Raw genomic sequence first — 17,451 nt, forward strand, 5'->3', positions numbered from 1 at the left:
CGTGGTTAAACAGTTTGTTGCCGTTGATTAATGAGCGTTCGATGCGACCTGACGCCCTGCAGCACGGTCCCAGATAATCGCCAGAACCAGTGCAACAACGGTAGGCATCAGCCAGGCCAGACCCTGCTCGGACAGCGGCAGACGCTGTGTCCATGCCGGCAGTATGTGCGCGAAAGCTGATGCTTTAATCCCGTCAAGGATACCAAAAATCAGGCTGATAAACATGGCTGGCGCAATAATTCGTGAAGAGTTGTTCCACCACGGGCGAGTAAAGCTCAGCACCACCAGCACGATACACGGCGGGTAAATCGCCGTCAGCACCGGAATAGAGACCTGAATCAGGTGGCTCAGACCGAGGTTGGACACCGCCATGGAGAAGATACCGAGGATAAACACCAGGGTGCGGTAAGAGAGCGGCAGATACTGTGCAAAGAACTCTGCGCAGGCGCAGGTCAGGCCAACCGCCGTCACCAGACAGGCAAGGAAGATGAGCGCTGCCAGCAGCATACTGCCCGCACCGCCGAAGGTGTGCTGAACGTAGGCGTGCAGGATAGCCGCACCGTTGGCGTTCTGATCGACCAGCATGGCGCTGTCGGAGCCCAGACGGAACAGCGCCAGATACAGCAGCGTCAGCCCCACGCCGGCCATCAGGCCAGCCCAGATGGTATAGCGGGTCAGCAGACGCGCTTCGGTCACACCGCGGGAACGCGCGGCGTTAACGATAACGATACCAAACACCATGGCGCCCAGCGTATCCATCGTCAGGTAGCCGTTCACAAAGCCGTTAGAGAACGCGGCGTTTTTATAGGCGTCCATCGCGTCGCTAATCGGGCCCGCTGGCCAGACGATGGCCGCAACCGCCAGAACAATCAGCGCCACAATTTTCAGCGGAGCCAGGAAGTTACCCACGGTATCCAGCAGCTTGCCCGGATAGAGGGAAACCAGAATCACGATCGCGAAGTAGATCAGGCTGTAGATAAACAGCGGCATCGCACCGTCGCCGGTCAGGGGAGCAATACCCACTTCGAAGGACACGGTCGCCGTACGCGGGGTCGCAAACAGCGGGCCAACGGCCAGATAGCAGACGGTTGCCAGCAGAACGCCCGCCACTTTGCCAATCGGGGTGCTGAGGCTATCCACACCGCCGCCGACTTTCGCCAGCGCGACGACGGTCAGAACCGGCAGACCCACGGCAGTAATCAGGAAACCAAACGCGGCGGTCCAGACGTGTTCACCCGCCTGTAAGCCAACCATTGGAGGGAAAATGATGTTGCCTGCGCCAACGAACAGCGCAAATGTCATAAAGCCCAGCGCGATGATGTCACGCGATTTTAAGTGATGGGTCATAAAACCTTACTGCCTGTGGATGTGGTGTTGAAAACATTGAGATTTTCGATATCCCTGACGGGACGATACAGCCGAAAATTTGCTCAATTTCAGCGGGAAATGCTCCCGTCCTGGCGTGGAGAAGAATAGTTTTTCGATTTACCACGCAAATACAGTCGGTCTGACAGTATCTGGGGCGCAATTTAAACGCTTATAACGTTTAAAGGCAAGGTGGGATCGTAAAACCAGAACAATATGCCAGCATGAAAATACACGTCAGAACAATACGCTATTTATAAGAAAAACCCATGGCTAATCATGCGAACAAAAAACAGTCAGCCGTATAAAATTCATCCGCGTTTCGCTTGACTGCAAAGCAAACGGGCCAGCAGACGCTGACCCGTGGAAAGGTAAAATGACACGCCTGCCGTCAGGCGATCTTTTTGGCAATTAATCGTTCCGGAATAACGAAACTGAAGCGGGTTCCTTTACCCAGCGTACTCTGAATATCGAGACGGCTTTCATGGTGATTCACCGCGTGTTTCACAATTGCCAGCCCCAGGCCGCTTCCGCCTGTTTGCCGGGATCGCGCTTTATCCACACGGTAAAAGCGCTCGGTCAGACGCGGAATATGCTCAGGCGCGATCCCCGGCCCGTTGTCTTCCACGCTAAACTCAGCCCCCGTTGGGGCATGGTGCCAGCGCACCACGATATTCGTCCCCTCCGGCGTATGATTCACCGCGTTATACACCAGGTTGGAAATGGCGCTCCGCAGTTCATCTTCGCTGCCCAGCACCTTCAGCGTATTGTCGACCTCAAAGGTCAGGTGATGCTTTTTGTGGCTTAGCGTCTGCGCTTCACGCTCAACTACCCGCAGCATCATCGGGACATCAATGGTCTCATTTAGCGCGAGCGTTGGCGCCGCTTCAATCTTCGAGAGCGTCAGCAGCTGCTTCACCAGCCCTTCCATCCGGTGCGTTTGCTCGCGCATGGTGTGCAGCGCTTTTTCACGCGGCGCGCCTTCAAGCGTTTGCTCCTGCATCATCTCCAGGTAGCCCTGAAGCACGGTCAGCGGGGTACGCAGTTCGTGACTGACGTTGGCGAAGAAGTTGCGACGCGCCCCTTCCAGCTGGTGCATCTGGGTGACATCTCGCGCCACCATCAGCCACTGCTTATCGCTGTAGGGCATCACGCGGATTTCCAGATGGCGACCATTATTAAGCTTCAGATTGTGCGGGCGGGTAAAATCACGCTTTTTCAGATACAGCGTGAACTCGGGATAGCGCAGAAGGTTGAGGATATTCTGACCATTATCATCGGGCCAGCGCAGGCCCAGCAGCTGTTGCGCAAGGCCGTTACACCAGAAGATCGTCCCTTCTTCGGTCGTCAGAATAACGGCATCCGGCAGCGACTCTGCACCGCTGCGAAAACGCTTAATCAGGCTTCCCAGCTCGCGGCGACGCTTTTTATTACGCATCTGCATCTGATGTAGACCGTACAGCAGCGGCTCCCAGCTGCCGCTTCCCGGCGGCGGCGTCATACTTCGGTCAACCCACAGCCACCACGAGAGGCGCAGCAGGTTCCAGAAATGCCAGATCAGCAGCCCGGTGACCGACGCCAGCAGAAACCACGGCAGGTGTCCAAGAAAGGCCCCCAGAAGGAAGGCCGGAATACAGCATAAGATCAGTTCAAAGACGAGCCTTTTCCATGACAGACGTTCCAGCACGCGTCACACTCCTGTCATTGTTCAGAAACGGGTAGAAAAACGATAACCCGTGCCGCGGACCGTCTGCACCATGCGATCGTGGCCGCTCAGTTCCAGTGCTTTTCGCAGGCGGCGAATATGTACGTCAACCGTCCGGTCTTCGACATACACGTTAGTTCCCCAGACGTTATTCAGCAACTGCTCGCGGCTGTAAACGCGTTCCGGGTGGGTCATAAAGAAGTGCAGGAGTTTAAATTCGGTAGGCCCCATGTCGAGGGGATTTTCACCGGTCATGACGCGGTGTGAGGTGGGGTCAAGGCTCAGCCCCTGCATCTCTATCACCTCTTCCACCGCCATCGGCGAAATACGGCGCATCACGGCTTTAATGCGGGCAACCAGCTCTTTTGGAGAGAACGGTTTAGTAATGTAATCGTCCGCGCCGGTCTCCAGACCGCGAACGCGATCCTCTTCTTCTCCGCGCGCCGTGAGCATCACAACCGGGATGTCGCGAGTCAGCGCTTCACGCTTCAGGTGTTTAATAAACTGCAGTCCGGAGCCGCCGGGCAACATCCAGTCCAGCAGAATCAGATCGGGCCAGGGTTCATTCAGCTGGTTCACTGCGCTGTCATAATCTTCCGCTTCAACCGGCTGGAAGCCGTTTTGCTCGAGCACGAAGCACACCATTTCACGAATTGGAGCTTCATCTTCTACGACCAGAATACGTCTCGCCATACTTTGCCCTGTCTTATCTTATTTAAGTTACAAGTTTGTAATTCGGCGCCATTATGCGTCAGATTTATGACAGATTTATGAAAAACAGTACCACGATAACGGGCAAACCGTTGTTTTATTACAGCGGTTATTTTCCCGTCTCTGAACGTTTATAATCCTGCTTTCTCTTTTTTGCCACGGATCAGCTATGCGCATACTTCACACCTCGGACTGGCATCTGGGTCAAAATTTTTACAGCAAAAGCCGTGCGGCTGAACATGAAGCTTTCCTGAACTGGCTGCTGGAAACGGCCCGGACACACGAGGTGGACGCGATTATTGTGGCGGGTGACATCTTTGATACCGGCTCGCCCCCCAGCTATGCGCGTGAACTGTACAACCGCTTCGTGGTGAATTTGCAGCAAACCGGCTGTCATCTGGTGATTGTCGCCGGTAACCATGATTCCGTCGCGACGCTCAATGAATCCCGCGACATCCTGGCATTTCTCAATACCACCGTCGTCGCCAGCGCCGGGCACGCCCCGCAGATCCTGAAAAAACGCGACGGCACGCCGGGGGCGGTGCTGTGCCCCATTCCCTTTTTGCGTCCGCGGGACATCGTGCAAAGTCAGGCGGGGCTGTCGGGCGCGGAAAAACAGCAGCATCTCCTGCAGGCCATCACCGACTATTATCACCAGCAGCACGCCGATGCCTGCGCCCTACGGGGCGAGCAGCGGATTCCAGTGATTGCGACCGGCCATCTCACCACCGTCGGGGCCAGTAAAAGTGACGCCGTACGTGAGATCTATATCGGCACGCTGGATGCCTTTCCGGCGCAGAACTTCCCGCCAGCCGACTACATTGCGCTCGGACATATTCACCGGGCGCAGATCGTCGGCGGCAGCGAGCACATCCGCTACTGCGGCTCGCCTCTTTCGCTCAGCTTTGACGAAACGGGCAAAGCCAAGTCCGTCCATCTGGTGAGCTTCTCCGAGGGAAAACTTCACGCCGTCGAGACGCTGGAGGTCCCGGTCACCCAGCCGCTGGCGGTGCTGAAGGGCGATCTTGCCGCCATTACCGCCCAGCTTGAGCAGTGGCGCGGAACAGCGCTTAACCCGCCCGTCTGGCTGGATATCGAAATCACCACCGACGACTACCTGCACGATATGCAGCGTAAAATACAGGCGCTGACGGAAGATTTACCCGTCGAAGTCTTACTGGTACGCCGCAGCCGCGAGCAGCGCGAGAAAATTCTGTTAAGCGCTCAACGTGAAACGCTCAGTGAGCTTCGGGTTGAAGAGGTGTTTGAACGCAGGCTCTCGCAGGAGGAAATTGACGACGCGAAGCGCGCAAGACTCAGCGAACTGTTCAGCCATACCCTGCATGCGCTCAATGATGAGGAAGAAAACGCATGAAAATTTTGAGCCTGCGCCTGAAAAATCTCAACTCCCTCAAGGGCGAGTGGAAAATTGACTTTACCGCGGAGCCGTTTGCCAGCAACGGGCTGTTTGCCATTACCGGCGCGACCGGGGCAGGTAAAACCACCCTGCTCGACGCCATCTGTCTGGCGCTTTATCACGAAACGCCGCGCCTGCAGAAGGTCTCTCAGGCGCAAAACGACCTGATGACGCGCGACACCGCCGAGTGCCTGGCGGAAGTGGAGTTCGAGGTAAAAGGCACCGCCTATCGCGCATTCTGGAGCCAGAACCGCGCGCGCAACCAGCCGGACGGCAACCTGCAGGCGCCGCGCGTGGAGCTGGCGCGCTGCGAAGATGGCAAAATCCTGGCCGACAAAGTGACGGATAAGCTGGAGCAAACCGCTGCGCTCACCGGGCTGGACTATGGCCGCTTCACCCGCTCGATGCTGCTCTCACAGGGGCAGTTTGCCGCCTTCCTTAATGCCAGGCCGAGCGATCGCGCCGAATTGCTGGAAGAGCTGACCGGCACCGAGATCTACGGCCAGATTTCCGCCATGGTGTTTGAGAAACACAAAGCCGCCCGCAGCGTGCTTGAAAAGTGCGAGGCGCAGGCGGCGGGCGTCGTGCTGTTGAGCGAAGAACAGCAGCAGCAGTTGCAGCAAAGTTTGCAGGCGCTTACTGACGAAGAGAAAACCCTGCTGGTTCAGCAGCAAAGCCAGCAGAAAGATTTTCAGTGGCTTACGCGCCATGATGAGCTCGTGCTTGAGCAACAGCGCGTCACTGTGATGCAGCAGCAGGCGCAGCAGGCGCTGACGAACGCTGCGCCAGAGCTGGCAAAGCTCCAGCTTGCTCTGCCCGCCGCCCAGCTTCGACCGCTTTGGGAGCACCAGCAGGAGCAAACCGCGCGTCTGACGCAAACCCAGCAGCGAATTGTTGAAGTAAATACTCGCTTACAAGCCAAAACCGCACTGCGCGCGCGGATCCGTCATACCGCCCAGCGTAATCATGGGCAGCTTCAGACCGAACTGAAGGCGCTGGCGCAGTGGCTGGCGGAGCACGAGCGCTATCGCCTGCTGGGGCAGGAGATTGCCGGCTGGCGTGCCCAGTTCTCACAGCTTAACCGCGACAAAACGCAGTTATCCTCGCTTGCTGCGCGGATGGGTGAATTACGCAACAGGCTGGCTGAGATGCCGGAAAATGCGCTTACGCTGACGGCGGATGAGGTCAGCGCGGCCATGGAGCAGCAGTCCCGGTCACGCACGTTGCGCCAGCGGCTAACGTCGCTGCATGCCCGCTATCAGCCGCTGCAAAAGCGCCTGCGCCAGAGCGGTGAAAGCGTGCAGAAGGCCCAGGCCGATCAAAACAAACTCAATGAAACGCTGACGCTGCGTCGCCAGCAGTACAAAGAGAAACACCAGCACTTTCTGGATCTTAAAGCCCTCTGCGAACGCGAAGCGACGATTAAAGACCTGGAAAGCTATCGTTCCCGGCTTGAGGCCGGCAAACCCTGTCCGCTGTGCGGCTCCAGCGAACACCCCGCCGTTGCGCAATACCAGTCGCTTGAGCTGACGGATAACCAGCGCCGCCGCGATACCCTGGAAAAAGAGGTCGCCGCGCTTAAAGAGGAAGGCCTGCTGGTGCTGGGACAGGTTAATGCCCTGACGCAGCAGATCCAGCGCGAGACAGACGAAGCGCAGACTCTCTCTCAGGAAGAGCAAGCGCTCACTAAAGAGTGGATGGAGGCCTGCGCTTCCCTGAACATAGCGTTGAATATTCAGGAAGATATCACGCCATGGATGAACGAGCAGGAACAGTACGAGCGCCAGCTTTATCAGTTGAGCCAGCGTCTGACCCTGCAAAACCAGCTAAACGAGCAGGAAGTGCTGGAGCGACAGTATCAGCAGCAGCTGACGGCCGCGCGCCAGGCGCTGGAAAACACCCTGCTCTCGCTATCGCTTAACGTACCTGAAGACGGCAATGAAGCCGCCTGGCTGCACGCCCGCGAAGCGGAATTCGCGCAGTGGCAGGAGAAACAAACGCAGCACGGCGTGCTTCTGGAACGCATAAACGCGCTGAAGCCGCTGCTCGACACGCTTCCGGAAACGAACGGCGAAGAGGCCGAACCGGCCATTCCTGACGGCTGGCGCGACGTTCACGATGAATGCGTGTCGCTACAAAGCCAGCTCAGCGCGCAGCAGCAGCAGGAAAAGCTGGAGCAAGAGCGCCTGCAGCAGTCGCAGACGCAGTTCACCGCGGCGCTCGCAGCGAGCTGCTTTGCCGATCGGGACGCGTTCCTTGCCGCGCTGCTGGATGACGACGCTATTCGCCACCTCGAACAGCTGAAGCAGTCGCTGGAAAGCCAGATACAGCAGGCCGCGGCCCTTTCCGGCCAGGCTAACCAGCAGCTGCAGGCTCATCTGGCGCTGCGGCCGGAAGGGCTCAACGCCGATGCTCCTGCGCTGCAAAGCCAGCTGCAGCAGCTGGCGGAAAGGCTTCGCGAGAACACCACGCATCAGGGCGAGATCCGCCAGCAGCTGAAGCAGGACAGCGATAACCGTCAGCACCAGCTGGCGTTGATGCAGCAAATTGAAGAGGCCGCGCGCCAGGCGGATGACTGGGGTTATCTGAACGCGCTGATCGGCTCCAGCACCGGCGACAAGTTCCGCAAGTTCGCGCAGGGGCTGACGCTGGATAATCTCGTCTGGCTTGCTAACCAGCAGCTTAACCGTCTGCACGGGCGTTATCTGCTGCAGCGCAAGGCCAGCGACGCGCTGGAGCTGGAAGTGGTCGATACCTGGCAGGCGGATGCGGTTCGCGATACCCGAACGCTCTCGGGCGGCGAGAGCTTCCTGGTCAGCCTGGCGCTGGCGCTGGCTCTTTCCGATCTGGTGAGCCATAAGACGCGGATCGATTCCCTGTTCCTGGATGAAGGGTTCGGCACGCTCGACAGTGAAACGCTGGATACCGCGCTGGATGCGCTCGACGCGCTGAACGCCACCGGGAAAACCATCGGCGTGATCAGCCACGTAGAGGCAATGAAAGAGCGCATTCCGGTGCAGATCAAGGTGAAGAAGATCAACGGGCTGGGTTATAGCAGGCTGGATAAGGAATTTGCGGTGGGCTGAATGGTAGGTCGGTGCGGTCTGATGCCCTCACCCTAGCCCTCTCCCACAGGGAGAGGGTAAAAACACCAAAAACAGCAACTTGCGTTGCTGTTTTGCTTTTACCTTGCCCCACCCTGGCCCTATCCCACAGGGAGAGGGAATAAACATTATTTGCTTTTATTCCGGCCACAGCCACGCCGCGCCGCGCACGCCGCTGGAGTCACCGTGGACAGCTTTGCGGATCGGGGTTTCACACTCGCCGCCAAACACCCACTGTTTCACCAGATTCGGTACCGTGGCGTACAGCCGGTCGACGTTGCTCATGCCGCCGCCGAGCACAATCACGTCCGGATCGAGAATATTCACCACGTGCGCCAGGGATTTCGCCAGCCGCATTTCGTAGCGGCTAAGGGCCAGCTCGGCGACCGGATCCTGTTCTTCGACCAGACGCATGATTTCGTTGCCCTTAAGCGGCTGGCCGCTTAAGCGGTGGTAGTCGGTCGCAAAACCGGTGCCGGAGATAAACGTCTCAATACAGCCCTGCTTTCCGCAGTAGCACGGCACCTCAGCGCGGTATTTAAGCTCGTCTTCATCCATCCACGGCAGCGGGTTGTGTCCCCACTCGCCCGCGGTGCCGTTACCGCCGATATGGGCGCGCCCGCCGAACGCCACGCCCGCTCCGCAGCCGGTACCGATAATCACGGCAAACACGGTCTGAGCACCGGCCGCCGCGCCGTCGATGGCCTCAGAGACCGCCAGGCAGTTGGCGTCGTTAGCCAGACGCACTTCCCGGTTCAGACGTTGGCTCAAATCTTTATCAAACGGCTGACCGTTGAGCCAGGTGGAGTTGGCATTTTTAACCACCCCGGTATACGGCGAGATCGACCCCGGGATCCCCATCCCGACGCTGCCGGTTTGCCCTGTCGCCTGCTCTGCCATCTCAACCAGGCTGGCAATCGTCTCGATAGTCTGGTGATAATCATCGCGCGGCGTCGGCAGACGGTGGCGGAACAGCTGCTCCCCCTGCTCGCTCAGTGCGATAACTTCTGTTTTGGTGCCGCCCAAATCGATCCCAATACGCACAAGACTCTCCTCATTATTTTGATTATCAACAGAGTAGAAGCACGCTTCCCGATTAGCAATGCAAGCGATGCGACAATTCGTTATCATGCCCGCTGATTTAACGACAAGGCCGTGGAAATTATCATGCTGTGGTTCAAAAATTTGATGGTTTACCGTCTCAGCCGCGACGTTTCGCTGCGTGCAGAAGAGATGGAAAAACAGTTAGCCGCTTATACCTTTTCCCCTTGCGGTAGCCAGGATATGGCGAAAACCGGCTGGGTTCCGCCAATGGGTTCACAAAGCGATGCACTGACCCACGCCAGCAGCACGGGTCAAATCATCGTCTGCGCCCGTAAAGAAGAGAAAATCCTGCCGACGCCGGTGGTTAAGCAGGCGCTCGAAGCGAAAATTTTCAAGCTGGAAGCCGAACAGGGGCGCAAGCTGAAAAAGACCGAGAAAGATTCGCTGAAAGACGAAGTGCTGCACTCCCTGCTGCCGCGCGCCTTCAGCCGCTTCAGCCAGACCATGATGTGGATCGACACCGTCAACGGGCTGATCATGGTGGACTGCGCCAGCGCCAAGAAAGCAGAAGATACGCTGGCCCTGCTGCGTAAAAGCATCGGATCTTTACCGGTCGTTCCGCTGGCGCTGGAAACGCCGATCGAGCTGACGCTGACCGAATGGGTACGCAGCGGCGCTGCGGCTCAGGGTTTCCAGATCCTTGATGAAGCCGAGCTGAAAGCCCTGCTGGAAGATGGCGGCGTGATCCGCGCGAAGAAGCAGGATCTGGTGAGCGACGAGATCGCCGTCCACATCGAAGCGGGTAAAGTGGTCACTAAACTGGCGCTCGACTGGCAGCAGCGCATTCAGTTCGTGATGTGCGACGACGGCTCCGTGAAGCGTCTGAAGTTCTGCGACGAGCTGCGCGATCAGAACGAAGATATCGACAGGGAAGATTATGCCCAGCGCTTTGACGCGGACTTCATCCTGATGACCGGCGAGCTGGCCGCGTTGATTCAGAATCTGGTGGAAGGTCTCGGCGGCGAAGCGCAGAGATAACAGGCAAAACGCAGGCCGGGTAAGCGTTAGCGCCACCCGGCTTATTTTTTATTTCAGGTAGCGGCACAGATAAGAGGTAGGTTCAGCGACCTGCAAATGGAACTCGCTGTGGCCAGGGACGTTGAAAACTTGCCCGGCAGCGTAAACTTTCCATTCCGTTTCACCCGGCAGTAAGACGTTCAGCGCACCGCTGACGACCGTCATTTCTTCAGCTTCCGCCGTGCCAAAGGTGTATTCCCCTTCCGCCATAACGCCGACACTGGCGCGGCCAGTGCTGCTGCTGGTAAAACCAATGGATTTCACTTTACCGGAAAAGTATTCGTTACTTTGAAGCATGAACTGGCCCTTATATTTTTAGATAAAAATTCACTATAGGGGCCATGCTCATCACCTGTCACGAAAAATCATTACATGAGGAGTTCCGAGGCCAGGCGAGCCATCAGAACGTTGGATAACAGCACGGGCACATCCAGCGCTTTTTGCAGCAGATCACGATGGTGCTGATGGAAACCGAGGCAGTCCAGAATCAAGACATCTGCTCCTCTCTCAAGCAGTTCCTTCCCGGCAGCAATAAGTTTTGCCTCACTGTCCCAGAACGGATTTGCCAGCGCATACAAGGGCACTTTTTCCAGCACGTGCCATTTTGCTTCCTGGTTATCCATGAGCTCCTCAATGGGCACAATCACCCCCACCTGATGACCATCCACGATGGAGGCCACCAGCGGTGGAATGATCCGCATCGGCTCAAGCAAAATCGCATTACGCGCCGTAAGCCCCTTAATGGGCGCGGTGCTCATCAGCAAAATAACGTCATAACCTTGATTATCGAGCACTTCTATTACGCCCTGCAGCGAGCGCTCGATTTTCTGACGCGAAACGTGCGCCAGTTTACCGTCGCTTAATAACGTCGCCAGGGGATCCTCCCCCGCCTCGACAGCGTAGTCTTCCATGACCTCTTCCCGACTCATCTTCCCCAGCAGGCTAAGATGCGTTATCTGTTGTTCAGATACATGCTCGGTTAAGAGCGGTAACACTTCGCTTACAGGGACCACACCAATGGTGAGGATCGCCAACGTTGCCTTCATCTTGATCGCCTTCCATTACTCCAACATCGTGCATACAGGTACAGGCTCACTACGCTGCACAGTTCATTTTTTCAACAAAACAGCACCAAGCGTAGCAGGTGATCCCGACATCGAAATGTAAAGATCGCCTGCCGATACCGGAGTTACTTGTAATAACTAAATATTAACTCCTGCTTAACTTTCCCGATGAGTAAAAAGTGTGATTCAGGCACGATACTGGAACGTTTAGGAAAAGGGTCAGGTTTTATCGGGATCTTCATAGCGCCGTTTCGCATCCAGCGCTTCCTGTTCAGTCTCGTGTTCACTGATCAGCGAGTCCGGCTTGGGGTGATCGGCACGCAGTTGATACCAGGTCACGGTATGACCCGTCTGGCCTTTTTCAACGGTAACAATGCGTGCTTCACGCGGATAGGGAGGTCTGGTTGGCATAGCTCATCCTTTTTTTATGTCTGAGCTATAAGTATAGACGCCGGTTAGCTGGCACAAGCCAAACGCAGGGCGGTAATAATCTGAATCACAACGTCTTCGGGAGAGGCTGACGCATCCACCACGTGGTGAGCCGCTTCGCGGTATAGCGCATCGCGTTCGGCCAGCACTTCGCTCACCTCTTCGTTGAGCGGCCTGGAGGTCAGCGCGGGGCGTTGCCCTTCTTCCGGAAAGGCTTCCAGACGCCCAACCAGGGCCGACACCGGCGCGCTGAGATAAATCACAATCCCCTTTTCGCGCATAAAGTGGCGATTACACTCAGCCAGAACAATGCCGCCACCGGTCGCGATCACGGCTGACGGGGTGGTGACCGCTTTCAGCGCGGCGGTTTCGCGCGCGCGAAAGCTCTCCCATCCCTCTTGCTCAACAATCTCGGCGATGGTTTTTCCGGCCTCGGTTTGCAGCCAGTGGTCGGTATCAACAAACTGGCGATGACACACGCGTGCCAGCTCCAGGCCAACGGTGGTTTTCCCACAGCCGCGGGGGCCAACTAAAAAGATGGGTTGGGTCATGCCAGGTGTTCCCCTTGATGCCGAATGGCTGAAGAGTGTAAAGAAATAATTGCAGAAGATGTTGCGATTACTTTACTGCAAAGCGGTACGGGATGACAACCCTGTGGAGGCCACACTGTACCACAAATTGACAATAATTATCATTACGCTGTGCGGCGCTTCACTTCCAGCAGCCATTTATCCAGCTCGGCAGCGAACTGCTGGCGATCGCGCTGGGACAGGCTGTCCGGTCCACCGGTCTGCACGCCGCTGGCCCGCATCGTATCCATAAAATCGCGCATGGTGAGCTTTTCCCGAATGGTCGAAGGCGAGTAACGCTCCCCGCGCGGATTGAGCGCCGCCGCCCCTTTCTCCAGCACTTCGGCAGCCAGCGGAATATCCGCCGTGATCACCAGATCCTCCACGCTGCACAGGCGAACAATTTCGTTATCCGCCACGTCGAACCCGGCCGGCACGCGCAAGGAGCGGATGAACCGCGAAGGCGGTACGCGAATATTCTGGTTCGCCACCAGCGTCAGCGGCATCTGAACGCGCTCGGCGGCGCGAAATAAAATCTCTTTAATCACGTTCGGACACGCGTCCGCATCAACCCAAATCGCCATATTGTCTCCCCATAATGAGTCTGCCGACTATTGTCGCCTGCATTTCGTTGTTAAGCTATCAATCAGAGAAAACAACGCATAATGACGGAGAATCGTGATGGACAAGAAAATCGGGTTTATCGGCTGCGGTAACATGGGCAAAGCCATCCTGGGCGGTCTGATCGCCAGCGGGCAGGTGCTGCCGGGTCAGATTTGGGTCTATACCCCGTCACCGGACAAAGTCGCCGAGTTGCGCGATCAATATGGGATCAACGCCGCCGAAAGCGCGCAGGAAGTCGCCCAGGTCGCCGATATCGTCTTTGGCGCCGTCAAGCCAAACATCATGATCAAAGTGCTGAGCGATATCACCTCCAGCCTGAATAAAGAGACGCTGGTCGTGTCGATTGCCGCAGGCGTCACGCTCGATCAGCTGGCGCGCGCGCTGGGTCACGATCGTAAAATCGTCCGCGCCATGCCCAATACCCCCTCGCTGGTCAATGCCGGAATGACCTCCGTCACGCCTAACGCGCTGGTGACCACAGAAGAAGTGGCCGACGTGCTGAATATTTTCCGCTGCTTCGGTGAGGCAGAAGTGATTGCCGAATCGATGATCCATCCGGTGGTCGGCGTGAGTGGCTCAGCCCCTGCCTATGTGTTCATGTTTTTAGAAGCGATGGCCGACGCCGCCGTGCTTGGCGGAATGCCGCGCGCGCAGGCGTATAAGTTCGCCGCGCAGGCCGTCATGGGCTCCGCCAAAATGGTGCTGGAAACCGGCAAACACCCGGGTGAACTGAAAGATATGGTCTGCTCCCCGGGCGGTACCACCATCGAAGCGGTGCGGGTGCTGGAAGAGCGCGGATTCCGCTCGGCCGTCATTGAAGCGATGGCAAAATGCATGGAAAAATCAGAGAAGCTGAGTAAATCCTGATTTCTGACCGGGCGTCAGGCAGCCACTTCGGTGCGGCCGCGCCCGGCATTTTTCGCCCTGTACAGCGCCACGTCCGCCGCCTTCAGCCATTCCCGATAATGTCCAAACTGCGGCCCCCAGGGGGCAACGCCTACGCTGATGCGCAGCGCTTCTTTTGGCGCGCACGGTAACGTCAGTTTTTCCAGCCGCTCATGCAGTCGCGACATCACGGCGATGGCGCTTTCCGCCGCGGTCTGCGACATGATCACCGCAAACTCATCCCCGCCAAACCGACCGATCGCATCGCCTGACCGTACCGACCGCTGGAGCTGACGCGTAATAGCAATGATCGCCTCGTCGCCCACGTCGTGCCCCCAGGTGTCGTTGATGTTTTTAAAGTGGTCGATATCAATCAGCAATATCGTGGCGGTGCTGTGGTCGCGCCGACAATGCTCAAATTCATTTCGCAGCAGCATTTCCCAGTGCCGACGGTTAAAGACCCCGGTCATCCCGTCGCGGGTGCTCATCATTTCCAGCCGCTGCTTATGTTCCGCAAGCCTGACGGCGGTTCGGTGGCTGAGCCAGGCAAACAGCATGGGATACAGCACGAGCACGGGTAACGTTAAGCCCCACTCCACGAGGTCGGGGTTGAAGACGGCCACTTTCCCGACGAGTGGCAGGGTCACCAGCGCGGAGAGCAGCGTCAACGCGATCCCCGGGATAAACAGACGACAGCCGCCGGAACCCATCATATTCATCCCCACCATCATCACCAGCGCTGCGGTGGGTAATGCATTCATCCCCATCACGCCTATCCAGAGCCCGGCGATAATGGCATCGATTTTAAGATTGAAAATTTCCTGCTGATGAGGTGAAGCGGCGCGGCAGGACAGCTGCCAGGCAAAATGGGGCCAGACGAACGCCCACCCCACCAGTAAAAGCCACCAGCCACCGGGTAAAAAATGGGTGACCAGCATCCCCGCAACGGGGAAAAACATCGCCGCCAGCCCGACGGCGCGCGCCAGCCGAACTCGCCGGGCAAACTGAATGCCGGCGCGGTGAGGGTCATCCTGAGAAAGGGTTAAATTCCACTCTTCCCGAATGCGCTTTTTGTTGTAATACGTTTCATCATTCATCATTTTTGGGAATATTCTGAAACATTTTCCCAAATTATAGAGAGGGGGTCTGCGGGGAAAGTATGAAATTTCGGGTGAGCCGCCGAAGCCGCTCACCCGTTTGAACTACACTTTTTTCTTCAGGCACGCGCTCATGAACTTGCTGCGGTCGTCCCCCTTCAGGGACTGTTCGGTTGCTTTCGCATTACACTCGCGCATTTTTTGCTGCTGCGGCGTCAGGCTTTTTTCAGCCGGCTTCGCGGCGCCATTTTTAAGGCAGTCGCTCATGTAGGTCTTGCGGGCGTCTCCCTTCAGACTCTGCGACGTCGCCTGTTGATTACAGGTGGTCATACGCTGTTGTTGCGGCGTTAGCGTCTTCTCTTCCGCGTTCGCCGATGCGACCAGGAACAGGCCGGAGAGCAGAGTAACCAGTAATGTTGTTTTCATTGCACCATCCTTTTGTGAACATTCCCTGTAAGTCTGGTTCGTGACAGGAAAAAAACCAGCCGACAGATGTGATTTCCGCCGGGATTTTATCATTTAAAACCCAGCGCCGCCTTCATGGTGTAGAACAGATCCGTTTGATCGGTCAGGCCTACCACGTTTGCCGCGTGCGGGCCGTAGGCCGCAATGCGCAGCTGGGTGCCGGTGTGCTCCATGGACTCTTCCTCAGAGTTGCCGTAGCTCAACACCATAACGGCGCCATCTTTGGTATTCAGCGCCTGCGTCAGGCCCGGGGCCTTAGTATCTGCCGGAATGATCTGGCTGGCATGGGCATGGTCCGCGGTGACGATCACCAGGGTGTTGCCGTCTTTTTTCGCGAACTCAAGCGCCTTCTGCACCGCTTCGTCCAGATCGACGGTTTCGCCAATCTGACCGCACGGATTCGCCGCATGATCCTGCTTATCGATCGACGCGCCCTCAACCTGCAGGAAGAACCCTTTTTCGCTCTTGCTCAGCAGAGAGATGGCTTTATCGGTCATCGCCGCCAGCGTCGGTACGCTGTCCGTGCGTTTCGGGTTAGGCGTACAGGTTACGGCAGGTTTATCGATATTGCCGTGATAAGAGGCTTTTGGTCCTTCCCAGCGCACAGGCATGTTGCCGTCAGAGAATAGCCCCAGCAGCGGCTTGTCCTGGTTCGCCTCGGTGATGGCTGCCAGAGAATTTGCGTCACTCACCAGCTGATAGCCGCGGGCCTGCGCCTGCTCGCGCAGCGTTTTGCCCTGCCACTCGCCCGCCGTTGCGGTTTCTGCGAAGGTTTTCGCGCCGCCGCCGAGGGTCACGTCAGGACGCGCGTTCAGCAGCTGTTCCGTAATCGAGCCTTTGCCGCCTTTTTCCAGCGCGTTCGTCGGGCATTTTTCGCTGGTCACTGACGGACCGTAGCATTTACGCGAGGTCACGTGCGCCACCAGCGCCGCGGGCGTTGCATCCTGAAGTTCAGCGGTGGAGACGTTGCCGGTCGCCAGGCCCGCCGCTTTTGCCATCTCAAGAAGGGTTTGATGATCTTTTTCGTGAATATCCACACCCAGCGCGCCATTATAGGTTTTCACGCCGGTGGACCACGCCGTAGCAGAGGCCGCGGAGTCCGTGACGTAATCCGGTTTACCGGTTTTTTTATCCAGCGCGTAATGGGTATATTGTCCGGTCAGCGGTAATGCGTCGATGCCTTTAAAAAAGCCGCCCGCACCCTCGGCATAATTTCGCGCCGCCGTGATTTCGGAATCCCCCATTCCATCGCCAATAAGCAGAATAATATTTTTCGCCGCCTTATCATTCAGCGAAGCGCGAATAGCGGCAGTTTGATCTTCTGATAAACGGCGTGCGCCGCCAGGCTGGGTGATATCCCCTTTTGCCGCGCGATTATCCAGCACGCTGGTTTGGGCAGTATCGGCATAAATGGCAGGGGTAATTAACAGGGGAAGTAATGCGATGAAAAGTGCGCTCTGTTTCAATTTATTTTCTCCATGTACAAATACATAAAAATAAAAACAGAGCGACTATAGGCATCCTGCATGACAATTCTATGACACGTCGTTACGTCCTGTGACGGTTTAGCTGCGCGGATGCCTTAACAGCTTCTTTACGTACTGGTGGAGCATCTCGGCATCCTCAACCGGAACCTGCGATTCAGGCCTGACGCTGTCCAGCGCGCCTTCCACGCTCTCAATCAACGCCTGTTGATCGGTTTTCGCCATTTGTCGCAGCAGCGCGGTGACCACAATTTCCAGCGCTTCGACCTGGGCTACCAGCTCTTTTGACTCCTCTTCCTTTTGTGCCAGCTTGACCAGCAATTCAGCAATGAGATTTTTCATCGTGCCAGTTCCTTTTTCAGTTTTGTCTGAAGTTAGCATTCTGAATCCATAATGCAAAGAGAAGAAATT

17 protein-coding genes are annotated in these 17,451 nt (G+C 56.9%); 4 read left to right on the plus strand and 13 right to left on the minus strand.

Annotation, left to right across the window (positions count from 1 at the left end; all coding sequences use genetic code 11):
- Positions 1-27: 27 nt before the first annotated feature.
- From brnQ to phoB, 3 genes are all read right to left on the minus strand, one after another.
- Positions 28-1,347 carry a branched-chain amino acid transporter carrier protein BrnQ gene (brnQ, locus tag AC27FC_RS09515; RefSeq protein WP_024906795.1) on the minus strand — a complete coding sequence of 440 codons (1,320 nt, stop codon included), beginning with the start codon at positions 1,345-1,347 and terminating at the stop codon, positions 28-30.
- A 409-nt stretch (positions 1,348-1,756) separates the two neighbouring features.
- Positions 1,757-3,052, minus strand: coding sequence for a phosphate regulon sensor histidine kinase PhoR (phoR, locus tag AC27FC_RS09520; protein WP_048975262.1), 1,296 nt, complete (start codon positions 3,050-3,052; stop codon positions 1,757-1,759).
- 21 nt (positions 3,053-3,073) lie between these two features.
- Positions 3,074-3,763 carry a phosphate response regulator transcription factor PhoB gene (phoB, locus tag AC27FC_RS09525; protein ID WP_008503265.1) on the minus strand — a complete coding sequence of 230 codons (690 nt, stop codon included), beginning with the start codon at positions 3,761-3,763 and terminating at the stop codon, positions 3,074-3,076.
- Between the two features lie 187 nt (positions 3,764-3,950).
- Between phoB and sbcD the strand changes: the two genes are divergently transcribed.
- Together sbcD and sbcC are read left to right on the plus strand one after the other, a co-directional pair.
- A complete protein-coding gene (gene sbcD, locus AC27FC_RS09530) occupies positions 3,951-5,156 on the plus strand; it encodes an exonuclease subunit SbcD (protein WP_196354771.1) in 1,206 nt (401 codons plus the stop codon).
- The gene (gene sbcC, locus AC27FC_RS09535; protein ID WP_196354772.1) at positions 5,153-8,284 is read left to right on the plus strand and encodes an exonuclease subunit SbcC; all 3,132 of its coding nucleotides are present in this window, start codon (positions 5,153-5,155) and stop codon (positions 8,282-8,284) included. The genes sbcD and sbcC overlap by 4 nt, the downstream gene beginning before the upstream one ends.
- Before the next feature lie 156 nt (positions 8,285-8,440).
- Here the strand turns inward: sbcC and mak are convergent, their stop codons facing one another.
- The gene (mak, locus tag AC27FC_RS09540) at positions 8,441-9,346 is read right to left on the minus strand and encodes a fructokinase (RefSeq protein ID WP_045400629.1); all 906 of its coding nucleotides are present in this window, start codon (positions 9,344-9,346) and stop codon (positions 8,441-8,443) included.
- Positions 9,347-9,469: 123 nt separating this feature from the next.
- Between mak and rdgC the strand changes: the two genes are divergently transcribed.
- Entirely contained in the window at positions 9,470-10,384 is a 915-nt protein-coding gene (rdgC, locus tag AC27FC_RS09545) for a recombination-associated protein RdgC (protein WP_023310540.1), read from the plus strand.
- Between the two features lie 48 nt (positions 10,385-10,432).
- Here rdgC and ppnP read toward each other — a convergent pair whose 3' ends face one another.
- The 5 genes from ppnP to AC27FC_RS09570 form a co-directional block, all read right to left on the minus strand.
- Complete coding sequence (gene ppnP, locus AC27FC_RS09550; protein WP_008503270.1) at positions 10,433-10,720, minus strand: pyrimidine/purine nucleoside phosphorylase; 288 nt, start codon at positions 10,718-10,720, stop codon at positions 10,433-10,435.
- Between the two features lie 71 nt (positions 10,721-10,791).
- On the minus strand, positions 10,792-11,469 hold the full coding sequence (locus AC27FC_RS09555; protein ID WP_008503271.1) for an AroM family protein: 678 nt from the start codon (positions 11,467-11,469) through the stop codon (positions 10,792-10,794).
- A 237-nt stretch (positions 11,470-11,706) separates the two neighbouring features.
- Complete coding sequence (gene yaiA, locus AC27FC_RS09560; RefSeq protein WP_032638425.1) at positions 11,707-11,898, minus strand: protein YaiA; 192 nt, start codon at positions 11,896-11,898, stop codon at positions 11,707-11,709.
- 44 nt (positions 11,899-11,942) lie between these two features.
- Entirely contained in the window at positions 11,943-12,467 is a 525-nt protein-coding gene (aroL, locus tag AC27FC_RS09565; protein WP_032639634.1) for a shikimate kinase AroL, read from the minus strand.
- A gap of 143 nt (positions 12,468-12,610) precedes the next feature.
- On the minus strand, positions 12,611-13,069 hold the full coding sequence (locus tag AC27FC_RS09570) for a YaiI/YqxD family protein (protein ID WP_033144747.1): 459 nt from the start codon (positions 13,067-13,069) through the stop codon (positions 12,611-12,613).
- 97 nt (positions 13,070-13,166) lie between these two features.
- Here AC27FC_RS09570 and proC point away from each other — a divergent pair, with 97 nt between their 5' ends.
- Complete coding sequence (gene proC, locus AC27FC_RS09575) at positions 13,167-13,976, plus strand: pyrroline-5-carboxylate reductase (protein WP_023310536.1); 810 nt, start codon at positions 13,167-13,169, stop codon at positions 13,974-13,976.
- 14 nt (positions 13,977-13,990) lie between these two features.
- Here the strand turns inward: proC and adrA are convergent, their stop codons facing one another.
- From adrA to iraP, 4 genes are all read right to left on the minus strand, one after another.
- Positions 13,991-15,094, minus strand: a complete 1,104-nt coding sequence (gene adrA / locus AC27FC_RS09580) for a diguanylate cyclase AdrA (RefSeq protein ID WP_033144746.1) — start codon at positions 15,092-15,094, stop codon at positions 13,991-13,993.
- A gap of 102 nt (positions 15,095-15,196) precedes the next feature.
- Positions 15,197-15,517: a phosphate starvation-inducible protein PsiF gene (gene psiF, locus AC27FC_RS09585; RefSeq protein ID WP_023334671.1), complete on the minus strand. Its 321-nt coding sequence runs from the start codon at positions 15,515-15,517 to the stop codon at positions 15,197-15,199.
- Between the two features lie 89 nt (positions 15,518-15,606).
- A complete protein-coding gene (phoA, locus tag AC27FC_RS09590) occupies positions 15,607-17,022 on the minus strand; it encodes an alkaline phosphatase (RefSeq protein ID WP_033144745.1) in 1,416 nt (471 codons plus the stop codon).
- A 99-nt stretch (positions 17,023-17,121) separates the two neighbouring features.
- Positions 17,122-17,382 (minus strand): anti-adapter protein IraP, encoded by a 261-nt coding sequence (gene iraP / locus AC27FC_RS09595; RefSeq protein WP_024906786.1) that lies wholly within the window; start codon positions 17,380-17,382, stop codon positions 17,122-17,124.
- Positions 17,383-17,451 lie beyond the last annotated feature (69 nt).

It is taken from the genome of Enterobacter sp. C3_dUdeg (genome assembly GCF_057536195.1).